The organism is Micropruina sp. (genome assembly GCF_047602385.1).
Lineage (GTDB): Bacteria > Actinomycetota > Actinomycetes > Propionibacteriales > Propionibacteriaceae > Micropruina.
Map to the genome: position 1 here is coordinate 927,563 of NZ_JASGHL010000002.1, position 16,422 is coordinate 943,984.

Genomic DNA, 16,422 nt, shown 5'->3' on the forward strand with positions numbered 1-16,422 from the left:
GATAACTCCGCCGCTCCCGGCTACGGTCGGGGCATGCCGAGTCCTGCGATCGAGATCGAGGTGGGCGAGCGGGTCGTCCGGGTGACCAACCCGGACCGGGTCTACTTCCCCGAAACCGGCTGGACCAAGCGTGATCTGATCGAGTACTACCTTGCGGTCGGCGACGGCATCGTCCGGGCGCTGCGCGAGCGGCCCTGCATGCTGCATCGCTTCCCGGACGGCCTGGCCGGCCCGAAGGTGCACCAGAAGCGGCTGCCCGGCGGCGCACCGGACTGGGTGCAGACCGTCGAACTGTGGTTTCCCCGGTTCGGCCGGACCGCCGATGAGTTGTGCGTGAGCGAAGTGGCGCAGGTGATCTGGGCGGTGCAGATGTCGACGGTCGAGTTCCATCCCTGGAACAGCCGCCGAGGCCACGTCGAGCAGCCGGACGAGTGGCGGATCGACCTCGACCCGATGCCGGACGCCGACTTCGCCGCCGTCCGCCGAGTGGCCCACGTGGCCCGTCAGGTACTGCACGAACTTGGCATCATCGGCTACCCGAAAACCTCCGGCGGCAAGGGATTTCACATCTACGTCCGGATCGAGCCGGAGTGGGGCTTCGGCGAGGTGCGACGAGCCGCGCTGGCCTTCGCCCGCGAGATCGAGCGGCGCTGCGACGACGCCACCACGGTGTGGTGGCGCAAGGACCGGGACCCGAAGAAGATCTTCGTCGACTTCAACCAGAACGCCCGCGACCACACCATCGCCAGCGCCTATTCGGTCCGCGGCACTCCCACCGGCACAGTCTCGACGCCGGTGTTCTGGGACGAGCTGGACGACCTCGACCCGCGCGACTTCACCCTGGCGTCCGTGCCCGCCCGGTTCGCCGACCTGGGCGACCTGCACGCCGGAATCGACGACGAGGCGTTCCGGATCGATCAGCTGCTGGAGTGGGCCGACCGCGACGGCATCGAACCGGCCAAGAGCTGAGTTGCCCGTTGGTTGAGCCTGTCGAAACCCTTTGCCAGCGGGGTCTCGACAGGCTCGACCAGCGAACATCCTTCCTACGGGCCAGCGGGACGTCCGCGCAGGTCGAAGGCGCCGAACAGCATCGCGTGCTCGACGCCGAGCGCCTTGCCACCGCCTTCGAGCATCGCCGGGATGAACTCCGCCGGCGCCGGATGCCCGGGGATCGCCGCCAGGTACTCCTCGTGCGCCTGCAGCGATTTCACTGCCCGCTGCACCGCATCGTCTGACACCGGCACGCCGTGCGTCGGCTTCGGATGGCCGCCGACCAGCAACCAGCGGGTGCCCCACTTGGGCAGATTCTCCTGCTTGGCTAGCTCGGGATGCACCCAGGTGTTGTCGGCATCGCGGACGGCGTCCAGCACGCATACGCCGGCCACCCGGTGGTCGGCCATGTTCAGCCCCCACGACGCCTCCAGGTCCCAGGCGCCGGTGACCACGGCGTCCGGCTTGAACTCCCGGATGCGCCGGGCGATGTCGCGGCGGATCTCCAGTGAGTAGACCAGCATGCCGTCCGGGTGGTCGAGCATCACCAGTTCGGAGACCCCGACCTGAGCACAGGCCCGCTCCTGCTCGCCGCGCCTGATCCTGGCGCACTCCTCGGGCGGGATCTGCATCCCCGCCTCGCCCTTGGTCAGCAGCAGGTAGGACACCTCAATGCCCCGGTCGGTCCATTCGGCGACAGCCGCGGACGTGCCGTACTCGAGGTCGTCCGGGTGCGCCACCACGCAGAGCACCCGCTTGAACTCCTCATCCGGCAGCCGCTCAACGCCCGCTGATTCAGTCATGGGCCACAACCTACGGCGCGGCACCGACGGCGTCGAGTGGACCCCTGCAAGCAGCTGTCCGGCTACGCGTAGACCGCCACCGGAGGCCACCACCGATCCTTCGAGTTGCGCGGCTGCGCCGACGCGGGCCTCGCCGCGCGGATCGTAGCGTCCTACCTGACGCCGCACACCGGTGCAGCGCAGACAGAGGAGAACCTCATGACACTCACCCAACAGCCGATACCCAATGGTGTCGACACCACCACCCTCTTCGCGACGATCGATGCGGTGAAACAGGCCCCGGAGATGGCGAAGTTCCAGTTCCGCGCCACCAACCGCTGGATCATCGGCACGCACAGCGAATCCACCATCCACGGCTTCCACGGCGCACTCCAGGAGATGGTCCATGAACGCCCGTTCAACCTGACCTCCGATCACCCGGCAGTGCTCGTCGGCCAGGATCGGGGACCGACTCCGGTTGAGTACCTGTTGCACGCCATCGCGGCCTGCCTCACGGCCGGAATCGCCAACATCGCCGCGGCTCGCGGGGTGAACCTGACCGAGGTCGAGTCGAGTGTTGAGGGCGATATCGACATCCTCGGAATCCTCGGCCTGTCGGACGACGTGCGCAACGGCTACCAGAGCATCACCGTGGGTATCCGTCTTCGCGGCGACGATCCCGAGAAGCTCCGCGGCGTGGTCGAGCAGTCCCGCCGGCGATCCGCGGTCTACGACGTGCTGACCAACGGCGTCCCGGTCACGATCGCCGTGGACGCGGGCTGAGCGGGAAGAGATCCTCATGTACGACGTGATCGTCGTCGGAGCGCGTGCCGCCGGAGCGGCCACCGCCATGCTGGCGGCACGCGCGGGGCTCCGAGTGCTGGTGATCGACCGCAGCCGCTACGGCTCCGACACCCTCTCCACGCACGCTCTGATGCGAGGGGCGGTGCTTCAGCTGCGGCGCTGGGGACTGCTGACCGCGATCCAGGCCGCCGGCACACCGGCTATCCGACGGGCCACCTTCCACTATCGCGACGGTCGGGCAGAGGTCGAGATCGCGCCGAGCTACGGAGTCGACGCGCTCTACGCACCGCGCCGAACGGTGCTCGATCCGATCCTGGTGGACGCGGCCGCTGAGGCCGGCGCGGAGACCCGCTTCGGTGCCACCGTCCACGATGTCGTCCGGGACGCCGGCGGCACGGTGATCGGCGTGACCGGGCTCGACCGGCTGGGCCACCGGTTCACCGAGTGGGCACGCTGGGTGGTCGGCGCCGACGGCGTCCGCTCGGTGGTCGCCGAACGCGTGGGAGCACCGATCACCCGGCGTGCGGCCAGTACGTCGGCGTTCGTCTACGGCCACTGGGACGGCGTCGACACCGGCGGCTACGACTGGGTCTTCCGCTCCTCGGCGACGGCCGGCGTGATTCCGACCAATGACGGCCTGACCACCGTTTTCGCCGGCTCCGCCGCCACGTCCGACATCGGCGTGGCCGACTTCGAACCGCTGCTTCGAAAGGCGTCGCCGGAGGTGGCCGGACGAGTGCTGGCGGGTCGGCGGGTCGGCAACCTTCGGCTGTTCGCCGGTCGGCCGGGGTACATCCGCCGACCCTGGGGACGTGGTTGGGCGTTGGTCGGCGACGCCGGCTACTGGAAGGATCCGCTGACGGCGCACGGCCTGACCGACGCCCTGCGAGATGCCGAGCTGCTGGCGCGTGCGCTGGTGGCAACGCTGGTCAACGGCGACGACCGGGCGATGGAACGCTACGAGCTCACCCGGGACGGGCTCTCGGCCCGGCTCTTCGCCGTGGCCGACACCTTGGCATCGATGCGCTGGTCCGACGGGGAGATCGGCGGACTGCTGCGCGAGTTGTCGGCGTCGGCGACCGCCGAAGTCGAGTTCCTCGCCGGTCTCGAGCCGATCGAACTGATAGCAGCGGACTGGCACGCGATGAAGTGCTGATGCGACGCGGGCTAGAGTCTCCGCCATGCGGTCGCCCATCGTCCAGCAGCAGGTACGGTTCTGCCGCGCGTCCGACGGCGTCAGGATTGCCTACGCAGTGCACGGCAGTGGTCCCCCACTGGTGGTCAGCACCTGCTGGCTGAGCCACCTGCAACACGACTGGCAGAGCCCGGTCTGGCGGCACTTCCTCGAAGATCTCGGGCGCTTCGCCACCATCATCCGCTATGACGAACGCGGCTTCGGACTGTCCGACTGGGAGGTCGACGACTTCTGTCTGGACGCCCGGGTATCGGACCTGGCGGCGGTCGTCGATGACCTCGGCCTCGAACAGTTCGCCCTGATGGCGATGTCCCAAGGGGGACCTGTCGCGATCAGCTATGCGGTGCGCAACCCCGAGCGCGTCACCCGGATGATGTTCTACAACAGCTACGCCGCACCCTTTCCCGATCCTTCACCGAACGACCTGGCGATGCAGCAGGCCTTTCTGGCGATGATGAAGGTGGGGTGGGCGCGACCGCAGTCCGAGTTCCGGCGGGTCTTCACCTCGATGATGATTCCCGGGGCAACCGATGAGCAGATGTCGTGGCTCGACGAACTGCAACGGGTCAGTGTCTCCACCGAGAACGCAATGACGGCATTCGTCGAACGGGCCAAGGCCAACTCAGTCGCGGAACTCGCCCAGATCCAGGTGCCCACCCTCGTTCTCCATGCCCGTGGGGACAAGATGAACGAGTTCGCGGATGGCATCTTCCTCGCCTCGAACATCGCCGGCGCCCGGCTGGTGGCATTGAACAGCAACAATCACATCACTCTCAGCGAGGAGCCTGCCTGGCAGGTCGTCGTCGACGAGGTCGAACGCTTCATGCAACCCGAACTGGCCCGGGAGCGGCCCACCGTCGATGTGGGCGCCGTGCTTTCGTCCCGCGAGCTGGAAGTCCTTCGATTGGCGGCCGACGGACGCGACAACAACGAGATTGCCACGGCCCTGGTGCTCAGTGTCCGTACTGTCGAGCGGCACCTGCAGAACATCTACGCGAAGCTGGAGGTCACCGGGAAGACCGCCCGGGCCGCCGCCGTCGCGAAGCTACTCACCGGCAGCTGAGCCGGCCGATCGCTCGGTCACGCCGTCAAAGGCTTGAGTAGCATCACGATCTGATCTCAACAGCCCCCAAGCCACTTGCGCATGAAAGCGCTTTCACGCATGATCGAAGTCATACTGAGAGCGCTCTCAGGCAGGGAGGAATCTCCCGCCACGCGAGCCCGCAGGGGCCCGCCGAAGCGACGAAGGAGTCACATGCGCACCACATTCATCCGCACCGCGGCGGTTCCGGCCGCCGTCCTGGCGCTGCTCGCCACCGGCTGCTCGCAGCCGGCAGCCGCACCGTCGTCACCCGCGTCGGCACCGTCGTCGGCGTCCACCGAGCCGGTGACGCTGACGGTCGCCACCTTCAACGAGTTCGGCTACGAGGATCTGTTCAAGGCGTACACGACGCTCCATCCGAATGTCACCATCACCCCCAAGAAGGCGGCGACCTCCAACGAGGCCCGCGAGAACTACTTCGGCAAGCTGGCCGCCGGCTCCGGTCTCAGCGACATCGAGGCGATCGAGGTCGATTGGATGCCCGACGTCATGCAGACCGCCGACAAGCTCACCGACCTCAACGGCGACGACGTCAAGGGACGCTGGCTCGACTGGAAGTCCGCCGCCGCCACCACACCGGACGGCAAGCTGGTCGGCTTCGGCACCGACATCGGCCCCGAGGCGGTCTGCTACCGCTCCGACCTGTTCGCCAAGGCCGGGCTGCCGACCGATCGAGACCAGGTTGCCCAGCTGCTGCAAGGGGACTGGAACAAGTACTTCGATGTCGGACGGCAGTTCGTCGCCAAGTCCAAGGGCGTGGCCTGGTTCGATTCCGCAGACGCGATCCTGCAGGGCCAGATCAACCAGGTCGAGAACGCCTTCTCCTCCACCGCGCCCGAAGAGACGCTGATTCCGCTCGATCAGAACGCGCCGGTGAAGGACATGTACACGTCCATTCTCAAGGCCGCAAAGGACGACAAGCTGTCGGCGAACCTGGCCCAGTGGAGCACGGACTGGGTCAACGCGTTCCAGAAGGGCAAGTTCGCCACGATGCTCTGCCCGGGCTGGATGCTCGGTGTCATCGAGGGCAACGCCAAGGGCGTCAGCGGCTGGGACGTCGCCAACGTCTTTCCCGGCGGCGGCGGCAACTGGGGCGGTTCGTACCTGACCGTGCCGGCTCAAGGCAAGAACACCGCCGCGGCCCGCGAGTTGGCCGCCTGGCTGACCGCACCCGAGCAGCAGATCAAGGCCTTCAAGGCCAAGGGCACCTTCCCGAGCCAGAGCCAAGCGCTGAGCAGCCCCGATCTGCTCGGGGTCACCGACGAAATTCTTCAACAACGCGCCCACCGGTCAGATCCTCGCCGACCGGGCGAAGGCCGTGACCGTGAATCCGTTCAAGGGACCGCAGTACTTCGCCGTCCGGCAGGTGCTCTCCGACGCCGTCAACCGGGTCGACGTGACCAGGAAGCAGTCCGCCGAGGATTCCTGGGCGCAGGCGGTGAAGGAGTTCAACGCCCTCGGCTGACCACCGCAGCCGATGCCTCCACGATCGGGCGGGGTGGTCCGCCACCCCGCCCCTCGCCCAGTCCGGTCGCACCGAACGGAGACCCTCATGACCTGGCGGCAACGCCTCAGCCGATGGGACGTGCGCAGCGCTCCCTACCTCTACATCGCCCCCTTCTTTCTGCTGTTCGCGCTGGTCGGGCTGTTCCCGCTGCTCTACACCGGCTGGGTCGCGCTCAACCGCTGGAGCCTGGTGGTCGGCAACCAGGGCTTCATCGGCCTGGGGAACTTCGGCTACGTGCTCGCCCAGCCCAGGTTCGCCGACGCCGTGGTCAACACCTTCAGCATCTTCCTGCTGTCCACGGTGCCGCAGCTGCTGCTGGCCATCTTCATCGCCTCGGTGCTCGACGCCAATCTGCGGGCCAGGACGTTCTGGCGGATGGGCGTCCTGGTGCCCTACGTGGTCGCTCCGGTGGCAGTTTCGCTGGTCTTCGGCCAGGTGTTCGCCGATGAATCCGGGGTGATCAACACCTTGCTGGGCACGGTCGGGCTCGACCCGATCGGCTGGCACGCCGATCGGCTGTCGTCGCACGTCGCGATCGCCACCATGGTCAACTTCCGCTGGACCGGTTACAACGCGCTGATCTTCCTGGCCGCCATGCAGGCCATTCCGCGCGACGTCATCGAGGCGGCCGTGGTCGACGGCGCGAACCGCTGGCGCACCTTCGTCCACGTCACCGTGCCGTTGCTGCGTCCGACCATCATCTTCGTGGTGATCACGTCCACCATCGGCGGGCTGCAGATCTTCGACGAGCCGCGGATGTTCGACACCTTCGGCCTGGGCGGCCCCGACCGCGAATGGATGACGGTCACCATGTATCTCTACGAGCTCGGCTGGGCCGGTCAGCGCAATCTCGGGCGCTCCGCCGCCGTGGCCTGGCTGTTGTTCCTGATCATCCTCGTCTTCGCCGTGATCAACTACGCGATCACCCGCCGGATCGCCAGCAGCGACGTCCGGCCCCGTCGAGCACAGCGGAAGGCGGTGGCTCGATGAGCTCCGTGGCCATGGCCGGACAGCTGGCCGGCAAGGGCGCCGCCCAGGCGGCCCGCCGACGACGACACCGGATGGACGGCGGCTTCCGGCGTCCGGGCTGGGCCACCTACCTGCTGCTCGCCGTCTTCGTCGGGGTCTCGGCGATCCCGCTCTACTACGCGTTCCTGCTGTCGAGTTCGACGGCCGCCGACATCGCCCAGAACCCCATCCCGGCACCTGTTCCGCAGGGCCACTTCCTCGCCAACGCCGGACGCGTGTTGAACGCGGGAATCGGCTTCTGGCAAGCACTGTTGAACAGCCTGATGGTGGCGGTGACCACCTCGGTGGCGGTCATCTTCTTCTCCACCCTGGCCGGCTACTCGTTCGCGAAGCTGCGCTTCCGCGGCCGCAACGCGTTGCTGGCGTTCGTCATCGGCACGATGGCGGTGCCCACCCAGCTCGGCGTGATCCCGCTGTTCATCGTGATGTCGAACCTGGGCTGGGCGGGCAAGCTGCAGGCGGTCATCGTGCCCGGTCTGGTCACCGCGTTCGGGGTGTTCTGGATGACCCAGTACCTGTCCGAGGCGTTGCCGTACGAACTGATCGAAGCCGCCCGGGTGGACGGCTGCTCGATGATCCGCACCTTCTGGCATGTCGCGCTGCCCGCGGCCCGGCCGGCGGCGGCGATGCTCGGGTTGTTCACCTTCGTCGGCTCCTGGACCAACTTCTTCTGGCCGTTCATCGTGCTCGGCTCGTCCAACCCGACCCTGCCGGTCGCGTTGCAGTTGCTGCAGGCCTCCTACTTCAAGGATCTCGCGCTGATCATGGCTGGCGTCGTACTGGCTACCGTCCCGTTGTTGCTGTTGTTCGTCGTCGCCGGACGCCAGTTGGTCGCCGGCATCATGCAAGGAGCAGTCAAAGGATGAGCGACCTCCAGTTCCCGCCCGGCTTCCGTTGGGGTGCCGCCACATCGTCCTTCCAGATCGAGGGCGCCGCCGAGTCGCGCGGGGACTCGATCTGGGACGAGTTCTGCCGGGTGCCCGGTGCGATCGCGGACGGCTCGGACGGCCGGGTGGCGATCGACCACTACCACCGCTACCGCGAGGATGTCGCGCTGATGGCGTCGCTGGGCCTGGACACCTACCGGTTCTCGGTGTCCTGGCCGCGGGTGCTGAACCCGGACGGTTCGGTGAACCCGGCCGGGATGGGCTTCTACGACTCCCTGGTGGATGCCCTGTGCGCGGCCGGCATCCGGCCCTGGCTCACCCTCTACCACTGGGATCTGCCGGCGTGGCTGCCGGGCGGCTGGACCAACCGGGCCACCGCGGACGCGTTCGCCGACTACACGCTGCGGGTGCACGACGCGCTGGGCGACCGGGTGCGGATCTGGACCACCCTGAACGAGCCGTGGTGCGCCTCTTTCCTGTCCTATGCCGGCGGTGAGCACGCCCCCGGCCACACCGACGCCGCGGAGGCTTACGCGGCTGCCCATCACCTGTTGCTCGGGCACGGACTGGCGGTCCGGGCGCTCCGGGCGGCCGATCCGGACGCGACGCTCGGCCTGACGCTGAACTTCACCCCGGCCTATCCCGCCGATCCGGACAGCCCCGCCGACGCCGACGTGGTGCGGCGCGTCGATGGCACCTCGCACCGGATCTTCACCGATCCGGTCTTCCGCGGCGAGTACCCCGCCGACGTGATCGCGGACGCCGGCGCCGCCTGGCCCGCAGACCTGGTCCGGGCGGGCGACCTCGAGCTGATCTCCGCCCCGATCGAGATCCTCGGAGTGAACTACTACACCTCGCAACAGTTCCGCGCCGGGGCAGATGCGGCCGAGCCCACCCCGCACCCCGCCGCCCCGGACGCCGTCGTGGTCGAGCGCCCCGATCTGGCCCGCACCGACATGGGCTGGGAGGTGACCCCGGACGCCTTCCGCGACCTGCTCATCGGGCTGCACCGCGACTACACCGGGCCCGCCGGCAGTTCGCTGGCGATCACCGAGAACGGCGCGGCGATCGACGACCCCGACCCGGCGTCCGGCCCGATCGACGACGTCGAGCGGATCGACTACCTGCGCGGTCACCTCCGCGCGGTCCACCAGGCGATGACGGCGGGGGCGGGCATCGACACCTATCTGGTGTGGTCGCTGATCGACAACTTCGAATGGGCCTTCGGCTACACCAAACGGTTCGGGCTGGTGGCCGTCGACAAGGAGCTGAACCGGCTGCCGAAGGCGAGCGCCGGCTGGTACTCCGAGCTGATCCGCACCGCTACGCTGTGCCTGCCCGAGCAGGCCTGAGCGAACCTGCGCAGATGGAAGGCAGGGGCCCGCGATGAGCCAGCGCAGCAGCCCCACCCTGGACGACGTGGCTCGCGCGGCCGGGGTTTCGCGGGCGACCGCGTCCCGGGTGATCAACGGTGCTGTGCCGGTCTCCCGCTCGGCCACCGAGGCCGTCCAGCAGGCTGTGGCGAGACTCGGGTACCGGCCCAACACGGCCGCCCGCACCCTGGTCACCCGACGGGTCGGCGCGGTGGTCGTGCTCGTTCCCGAAACCGAGGAGCGGGTCTTCTCCGACCCCTTCTTCCCGCGCGCCTACCACGGCGCCCTGGAGGCGTTCCGGCACACCGGCATCCACGTGCTGCTGTCGATGGCCCACCCCCAAGACGGCGTCGACCCGATGCTCGCCTTCTTCCTTTCCGACCACACCGACGGCGCCATCGTCATCTCACACCACGGCCCTGAGTTCGCCCAAGCGATCGCGACCGCCTCGCGACCGGTGGTGTTCGTCGGCAACCCCCGGGTGCCCGGCCTGGCCTACGTGGACGTCGACCAGGTGAAGGCCGCCGCCGCCGCCACCCGTCATCTGATCGACCGCGGCGCCCGGACGATCGGCACGGTGTCGGGCCCGATGGACATGTCGGCCAGCGTCGAGCGGCTGCGCGGCTTCCAGCACCAACTCGCCGACGCCGGGCTCAGCGGTCACCTGATCGCCGAGGGCGACTTCACCTTCGCCGGCGGCGAGCGCGCGACCCAGGATCTGCTCGGTCACCACCCGGAGATCGACGCCCTTTTCGTGGCCTCCGACCTGATGGCCTCCGGGGCGATCGCGGCCGCCGAGCGGCTGGGTCGGCGAGTTCCGGACGACCTGCTGGTCGTGGGATTCGACGACTCCGTGGTCGCGACCCAGAGCAGGCCGACGCTCACCACGATGGAGAATCGCCCCGACGTACTGGCCCGCACCGCCGCCGAGATGCTGCTGGAGAAGCTGAACGGACGCGAGCCCGAGTGGCCGGTGATCCTGCCCAGCCGTCTGGTCCGCCGGGAATCGGCGTAGCCGGCTCAGATCCCGAACGGATCCCGGGCCGCCATCGACACATCGGCCGGCGGCCACGGTTCGGCCAGGTCCTCGTCGGCCCACACCGTCAGCCGGCGCAGCCACGGCGATCCGTAGCTGGTCACCATCGCCACGTCGGCGGCGTCCCGGCCCCGGGCGATCGGCACGTGGCCCTTGCGCCGCGCGTTGTGCCGCGGGTCGAAGGTCCACCACCGATCACCGACGTACACCTCGACCCAGGCGTGGAAGTCCATCGCTGTCGGCAGTGGCGGAACGTCCAGGTCGGGCAGGTAGCCACTGACATAGCGGGCCGGAATGTTCAGTGCCCGGCACAGCGTGACCATCAGGTGTGCGAAGTCGCGGCAGACCCCGTAGCCGGACTCGAAGGAGTCCTTCGCCGTCCACCACGAACCGGTGCTGCCGGTGCGGTACTCCAGGTGGTTCCAGACCCAGTCCTGGACGCTGGTGACCAACTCGAAGCTGCGCTCATGGTCGCCGAACCGCTCCCACGCCGCGGCGCTGAGCATGTCGGACTGGCAGTAGCGACTCGGCAGGGTGAACGGCAGGGTCGAGCCCGGCAACTGGTCGGGTGGGTTGAGCATCGCGCCCGGATCGGCGGCGTCGAGCTCGTCCGGCACCTCGACCACCGCGTAGTACGAGACCAGCGACTCACCGGCCGGCAGCATCACTCGTCGCAGATCGTTGCCGTACAGATCGCGGAACTGCGTAGCCGGGGTGACCGGATCGCACGTCCAGAGTTCACGGACGACCGCCGCCTCGGCCGCGGGCCGGATCAAGAAGATCGCCGGTGTGGCGGACTGCGCGACGTGGTTGAACTCGCAACCGATGCGCAGGGTGCGCACAGCTCGGGCCTGCGACACTTCGGCTCCCTTCGTCGTGAGGGCGCCAACCTATCCCAGCACGCAGCCGCCTCCCACACCCATCCAGACGGTGTCACTCCCAACCATGTCTGAAACATTCTTGCTATCTCTACGACGAAATCTAGATTGTCCAATCGGAGCACATACCTGCTTGTCATCAGGCCACCGCGGCCAGGATCGCGGCATGCGGCGCCAGTCGGCGGATCGAGCGCGCATTGCGCCACCGGACCAGATCGGCACTGATCCGGAGTGCACGAGCCGCCTCGTGGCTACGCAGACCAAGTCCGTACACGGCGTAGAGGCAGGCGCCTGCAGCCCGGTCGATAAGGCCCAGCCTGGTCGCCGCCCGGACCACCCCGGACACTTCGAGCACCCTCACCGCATCGCTGTCGGCGTCCGCGGCCAGGCGGACTCCCGGACGGCGATCGTCCCCGGACCGGACCCGCCGGCGGGTATCCATCGCCAGGTTCGCGGCAATCCGCCGCGGGCGGCGGGCCAAGGGATAGGTGGCCACACCGAGCCAGCACTCCGCGACATACTCGTCGACGCCGTGCCGCCCGTCCTCGGCAGCCAGCCGGACCAGTTTGCCGAGCATCGCCTGCAGGACGACCCGGCCGGCCAGCTGATCGCCGCCGGCACAGCAGCGCAGCAGGTCGCCCAGTCTGGCGTCCGGGTCGTCACCGATCGCGGCGAGGGTCTCTCCGACGAACTCCGCGGATCCGGTCCAGCTGTGCGGAACCGGGAGTCGGGCCAGCTCAGCCCACTCCTGGTTGAGTGAGCGGACGACCGGATCGGCGATGTGACTCATCCCGCCACCCTGGCGACCAGGTGTTGTCCGAGGTGTTGTCAGGAGCAGCAACAGTGTTGTCCGCCGAAAACCGGACACAATTCGGTAACTGTTCGTCGAACACCCTCGCCGGGGGTCGGCAGGTGGGCGCCGGAGCCGTACACTTGACGTGTCACCTTCGGGGATTTGGTTGCCCTATCAACCATCAGATTCGCCCAGGGGGCTGCGTGGACGGTCCAGCAGCCTCCTGGAGCCCTTCTTAGGGAAGCGCTCCGGTCTCATGAGGTCGATCAGCCAGCCTCGTGTCACCCTCAGGGCGTCGCATACGCGAGCAGGGTGCGTTCCAGGAAGTCCTTCAGATCGCCGGTCTCGCCGTCGCGGCCGCCGCGGCCGACGACCAACGGCGGCGGGCTGGGACTGAGCTTCACCCCGGTGAACCGGGCGAACCGCCCCCCGGTGGTGAGCATCTGGAAGAACCTGCCGTCCGGGCCGATGGCGAGGGTTTGCGCTTTGTTGATGTACCAGCCGACCTGGTCGCTCTTCACTCGGGTGCCGTCCATCAACAACGCCCGCAGCGGCTCAGGGCGTAGCCCGCGCTCCGCCGCGGTGGCGACGAACTCATCGACGAGCACCTGCGCGGCGATCGACTCATTGCGCAGGGCGGCGGCAGCCATTTCCTGGCGACGGCGGGCGTCCTCGTGACGACTGCTGGAGACCATGGCGGTCACCCTACTCGCGCGCTCCCGGATCCGAACTGCCGGATGGACCGCGGCTAGCCGCCACTCGGCGCAGCATGGTTGTCTGTGCCATGAGCTTCAGCGTTGCGGCCCAGCAGGCCCGGTCCCCCTACGTCCTCGGTCTCGATGTCGGGAGCACGGGGACCCGGGGAGGTCTCTACGACGCGTCCGGGCTACCGGTTCAGGGTTGCCGGCTCAAGATTCCGCACGCATTCACCACCGGCTCCGACGGCACCGCCACCATCGACGCCGATCAGGTCGCCGACGAACTGCGCCAAATCGTCGAGTTCGTCGCCGCGGCCGCCCCGGGGCCGGTCGCCGGGGTGGCCCTCGACACCTTCGCCTCCTCGCTGGTCGGGGTGGACGCCGACGGTCGCGCAGTGACCCCGTGCTTCACCTACGCGGACTCCCGCTGCGCTTTGGAGGTCGACCACCTCCGTTCAGTCCTCGACGAGGACGCCACCCAGCAGCGCACCGGGACTCGCCAGCACACCGGCTACCTGCCGCCCCGGTTCCTGTGGCTGCGGGACACCGATCCCGACGCCTTCGGGCGGGTCCGGCGCTGGATGTCGCTGGGCGAGTACGCCTACCTGAAGCTGATCGGCACCACCGCGGCCGGCACCTCGACCGCTGCCTGGACGGGCATGCTGAACCGTCGCGAAGGAACCTGGGACGCCGAGCTATGTGCCCTGGTCGGCGTGGACGCCGAGCAGTTCTCCCCGATCGCCCACCCGAGCCAGCCGCTGAGTCCGATCTTCCCGCCGCTGCATCCGAACCTCGCCGACGCCCGATGGTTCCCGCCGATTGCGGACGGTTTCGCCTCCTCGCTGGGTGCCGGCGGCACTGACTCGTCCTCGATCGTCGCGGCGGCGGCGACGTCCGGGGCGATGCGGGTGCTGGTCGACGGCCTGGTCGACGACCTGCCCCGCGGCTTGTGGTGCTACCGGGTGGACGAGCACCGCTCGCTGCTCGGCGGCGCGCTCAACGACGTCGGACGGGCGGTCAGCTGGCTGCAGGCCACGCTGCGGCTGCCCGAGGCCGACGAACTGGACGCCGCGCTGCGCGCCGAGCCGTCCCCGCTCACCCCGCTGGTGCTGCCCTGGTTCACCGGCGAACGCTCCACCGGCTGGGTGGGCAACGCCCGGGCCGAGTTCCACCGGGTCTCGGCCGGTACCACCGCCACCGACCTGTACCGGGCCACCATCGAGGGGGTCGCCCTGTCGTACCAGCGAATGCTCAGCCAGCTCTCCGAAGCCGCCGGCGGCGCTCAGCGGGTGCTGGCCACCGGCAGTGTCACCACCGAGGTGCCGGGGCTGCTGCAGCTGCTCGCCGATGCCACCGGGGTCGATGTGCTGCCGATCACGATCCGGCGATCCACCCTGCACGGGACGGCGATGCAGGCTTTGGAGATCCTGGCTCCGGACGTCGGATTCGTTCCCTCCGAGCACGGCGAGGTGATCAGTCCGGTGTCCGGACGCGAGGCCTACTACCGCGAACGGATCGCCGGATTCGACCGCCTCTACGACAAAGTCGTCACCCGCTGACCGGGGCAGGCCGATGAATCCACCGATCACCCTGACCTTCCTGGGCGGCGCCGGCACGGTGACCGGCTCGAAACACCTGCTGACTGTCGGCACCCGGAAAGTGCTGGTCGACGCCGGCATGTTCCAGGGCGAGAAGAAGTGGCGCGAACTGAACTGGGCCGAGTTCCCGGTGAACCCTCGCGAGCTGGACGCCGTCGTGCTGACCCACGCTCACATGGACCACTGCGGCTACCTCCCTGCCCTGGTCAGCCGCGGGTTCGCGGGACCGGTCTGGTGCACCGAAGCGACCGCGCGGCTGGCCGAGATCGTGCTGATGGACGCCGGCCACCTGCAGGAGCGCGAGGCGCGGTACGCGGCCGAGGGCGGCTACTCCAAGCACGACACGCCGCTGCCGCTGTACACCGTCGCCGACGTGGAGCGGACGCTGCCGCTGCTGCGCGCCGTCCCCTGCGACACCGACCTCGACCTCGGCGAGGAGCTGGTGCTACGGCTCACCCGGGCCGGCCACATCCTCGGCTCGGCCAGTGTGACGCTGCGGCACGGGGACGTCTCGGTGCTGGTCTCGGGCGACCTCGGACGCCACGATCACCCGCTGCTGGAGTCCCGGGACGTCCCACCCGGGGCCGGCTACGTGCTGATCGAATCGACCTACGGCGACCGCGAACACCCTGATCCCCAAGGCCGGCCGCACGAGATCCTGGCCGATGTGATCCGCCGCACCATCGGCCGCGGCGGCTCGGTGCTGGTGCCCGCCTTCGCCGTCGACCGGACGCCGGTGGTGCTGAAGGCGCTGGCCCAACTGCGGCGCGAGGGCCGGATCCCCGACGTCCCGATCTTCGTGAACTCGCCGATGGCGGTCGCGGCGCTGGCCGTCTACAGGGACGCCGCACGCACCGGCGGACTGCGCTCAGACTTGCAGCTGGACGAGTTCATGGACCTGCCGAACCTGCGCGAGGTAAGCGATGCCGAGGAATCGAAGCGGCTGAACCGGCCCGAGCAGCCGTGCATCATCGTCTCGTCCTCGGGGATGGCCACCGGCGGCCGGGTGCTGCACCACCTGGAGCATCTGCTGCCCAACCCGCGCAACGCGGTCGTCTTCACCGGCTACCAGGGCGTCGGCACCCGCGGCCGGACGCTGCTCGATGGTGCCACCGAGATGAAGTTCCGCGGCCGGTTCGTACCGGTCAAGGCCGAGGTCGTGCAGGACTCGGAGTTCTCGGTGCACGCCGACGGCTCCGACCTGATCGACTGGCTGGCGTCGCTCTCACCGCCACCCCGCACGGTGTTCTGCGTGCATGGCGAAGCCGGTTCCGCTGCTGGGCTGGCCGCCCGGATCACCCGCGAGCTGGGACTGACCGCGGTCGTTCCCCGCTACCGCGAAGTGGTCACCCTGGCGCCGCTGACCGGGCTGCCAGCGACCTCACCGGTCGCTCCGCCGGCCGGCACCCCGAGCCCGCCGCCCTCGACGTCGGCCGGTGCAACCACGGCCGTGCCGCCGCCCGAGCGACCGGGGGACCGGCTGCCCGCGTCCGCTCGCCGGGGCAGCGGCGATCAGGTCCGGGTCATCCTTGCGACGGCGCTCGGCCAGGTGCCGTTCCTGCCCACCGAGCGACAGACTGCGGTCACGGTGGCCCTGCGGCGGGCGATCGCCTTGGCCGGCGGCGAACCCGGCCCGCTGCGCGAGGCGGTGAACGAGGCGCTCTACGCCGCGGCCGAGGCAGTGGACACACCCGGCGGCCAGTCGATCGTGGCCCTGCTGGCCCACGTGCCGAAGCTGCTCGCCGGTTGA

General features: G+C 69.0%; 15 protein-coding genes and 1 pseudogene. 12 read left to right on the plus strand and 4 right to left on the minus strand.

Annotated features, from left to right (window positions below):
* Window positions 1–33: 33 nt before the first annotated feature.
* Entirely contained in the window at window positions 34–969 is a 936-nt protein-coding gene (gene ligD, locus QM711_RS09235) for a non-homologous end-joining DNA ligase (RefSeq protein WP_415098528.1), read from the plus strand.
* A gap of 74 nt (window positions 970–1,043) precedes the next feature.
* Here ligD and QM711_RS09240 read toward each other — a convergent pair whose 3' ends face one another.
* Entirely contained in the window at window positions 1,044–1,793 is a 750-nt protein-coding gene (locus QM711_RS09240) for a PIG-L deacetylase family protein (RefSeq protein WP_415098530.1), read from the minus strand.
* A gap of 105 nt (window positions 1,794–1,898) precedes the next feature.
* Between QM711_RS09240 and QM711_RS09245 the strand changes: the two genes are divergently transcribed.
* The 9 genes and pseudogenes from QM711_RS09245 (at window position 1,899) to QM711_RS09285 (ending at window position 10,684) form a co-directional block, all read left to right on the plus strand.
* The gene (locus tag QM711_RS09245) at window positions 1,899–2,555 is read left to right on the plus strand and encodes an OsmC family protein (RefSeq protein ID WP_415098532.1); all 657 of its coding nucleotides are present in this window, start codon (window positions 1,899–1,901) and stop codon (window positions 2,553–2,555) included.
* 16 nt (window positions 2,556–2,571) lie between these two features.
* The gene (locus QM711_RS09250; RefSeq protein WP_415098534.1) at window positions 2,572–3,732 is read left to right on the plus strand and encodes an NAD(P)/FAD-dependent oxidoreductase; all 1,161 of its coding nucleotides are present in this window, start codon (window positions 2,572–2,574) and stop codon (window positions 3,730–3,732) included.
* Between the two features lie 25 nt (window positions 3,733–3,757).
* The gene (locus QM711_RS09255; RefSeq protein WP_415098536.1) at window positions 3,758–4,834 is read left to right on the plus strand and encodes an alpha/beta fold hydrolase; all 1,077 of its coding nucleotides are present in this window, start codon (window positions 3,758–3,760) and stop codon (window positions 4,832–4,834) included.
* Window positions 4,835–5,026: 192 nt separating this feature from the next.
* Window positions 5,027–6,058 (plus strand): annotated as a pseudogene (locus tag QM711_RS09260) (ABC transporter substrate-binding protein); the annotation flags it as partial.
* 133 nt (window positions 6,059–6,191) lie between these two features.
* Window positions 6,192–6,338: a hypothetical protein gene (locus QM711_RS09265; protein ID WP_415098651.1), complete on the plus strand. Its 147-nt coding sequence runs from the start codon at window positions 6,192–6,194 to the stop codon at window positions 6,336–6,338.
* 87 nt (window positions 6,339–6,425) lie between these two features.
* Entirely contained in the window at window positions 6,426–7,370 is a 945-nt protein-coding gene (locus QM711_RS09270) for a carbohydrate ABC transporter permease (protein WP_415098538.1), read from the plus strand.
* A complete protein-coding gene (locus QM711_RS09275) occupies window positions 7,367–8,275 on the plus strand; it encodes a carbohydrate ABC transporter permease (protein ID WP_415098540.1) in 909 nt (302 codons plus the stop codon). Before QM711_RS09270 ends, QM711_RS09275 begins: the two co-directional genes overlap by 4 nt.
* Complete coding sequence (locus QM711_RS09280) at window positions 8,272–9,648, plus strand: GH1 family beta-glucosidase (RefSeq protein ID WP_415098542.1); 1,377 nt, start codon at window positions 8,272–8,274, stop codon at window positions 9,646–9,648. The genes QM711_RS09275 and QM711_RS09280 overlap by 4 nt, the downstream gene beginning before the upstream one ends.
* 34 nt (window positions 9,649–9,682) lie before the next feature.
* The gene (locus tag QM711_RS09285; RefSeq protein ID WP_415098543.1) at window positions 9,683–10,684 is read left to right on the plus strand and encodes a LacI family DNA-binding transcriptional regulator; all 1,002 of its coding nucleotides are present in this window, start codon (window positions 9,683–9,685) and stop codon (window positions 10,682–10,684) included.
* 5 nt (window positions 10,685–10,689) lie between these two features.
* Here the strand turns inward: QM711_RS09285 and QM711_RS09290 are convergent, their stop codons facing one another.
* The 3 genes from QM711_RS09290 to QM711_RS09300 all read right to left on the minus strand — a co-directional run bounded on the left by QM711_RS09290 (window position 10,690) and on the right by QM711_RS09300 (window position 13,071).
* Window positions 10,690–11,565, minus strand: a complete 876-nt coding sequence (locus QM711_RS09290) for a transglutaminase-like domain-containing protein (protein ID WP_415098545.1) — start codon at window positions 11,563–11,565, stop codon at window positions 10,690–10,692.
* A 157-nt stretch (window positions 11,566–11,722) separates the two neighbouring features.
* Window positions 11,723–12,373, minus strand: coding sequence for a hypothetical protein (locus QM711_RS09295; protein WP_415098547.1), 651 nt, complete (start codon window positions 12,371–12,373; stop codon window positions 11,723–11,725).
* A gap of 290 nt (window positions 12,374–12,663) precedes the next feature.
* Window positions 12,664–13,071: a hypothetical protein gene (locus tag QM711_RS09300; protein ID WP_415098549.1), complete on the minus strand. Its 408-nt coding sequence runs from the start codon at window positions 13,069–13,071 to the stop codon at window positions 12,664–12,666.
* Window positions 13,072–13,160: 89 nt separating this feature from the next.
* Here QM711_RS09300 and QM711_RS09305 point away from each other — a divergent pair, with 89 nt between their 5' ends.
* Window positions 13,161–14,633, plus strand: coding sequence for an FGGY family carbohydrate kinase (locus QM711_RS09305; protein ID WP_415098551.1), 1,473 nt, complete (start codon window positions 13,161–13,163; stop codon window positions 14,631–14,633).
* Window positions 14,634–14,646: 13 nt separating this feature from the next.
* Window positions 14,647–16,422, plus strand: a complete 1,776-nt coding sequence (locus QM711_RS09310) for an MBL fold metallo-hydrolase RNA specificity domain-containing protein (RefSeq protein ID WP_415098553.1) — start codon at window positions 14,647–14,649, stop codon at window positions 16,420–16,422.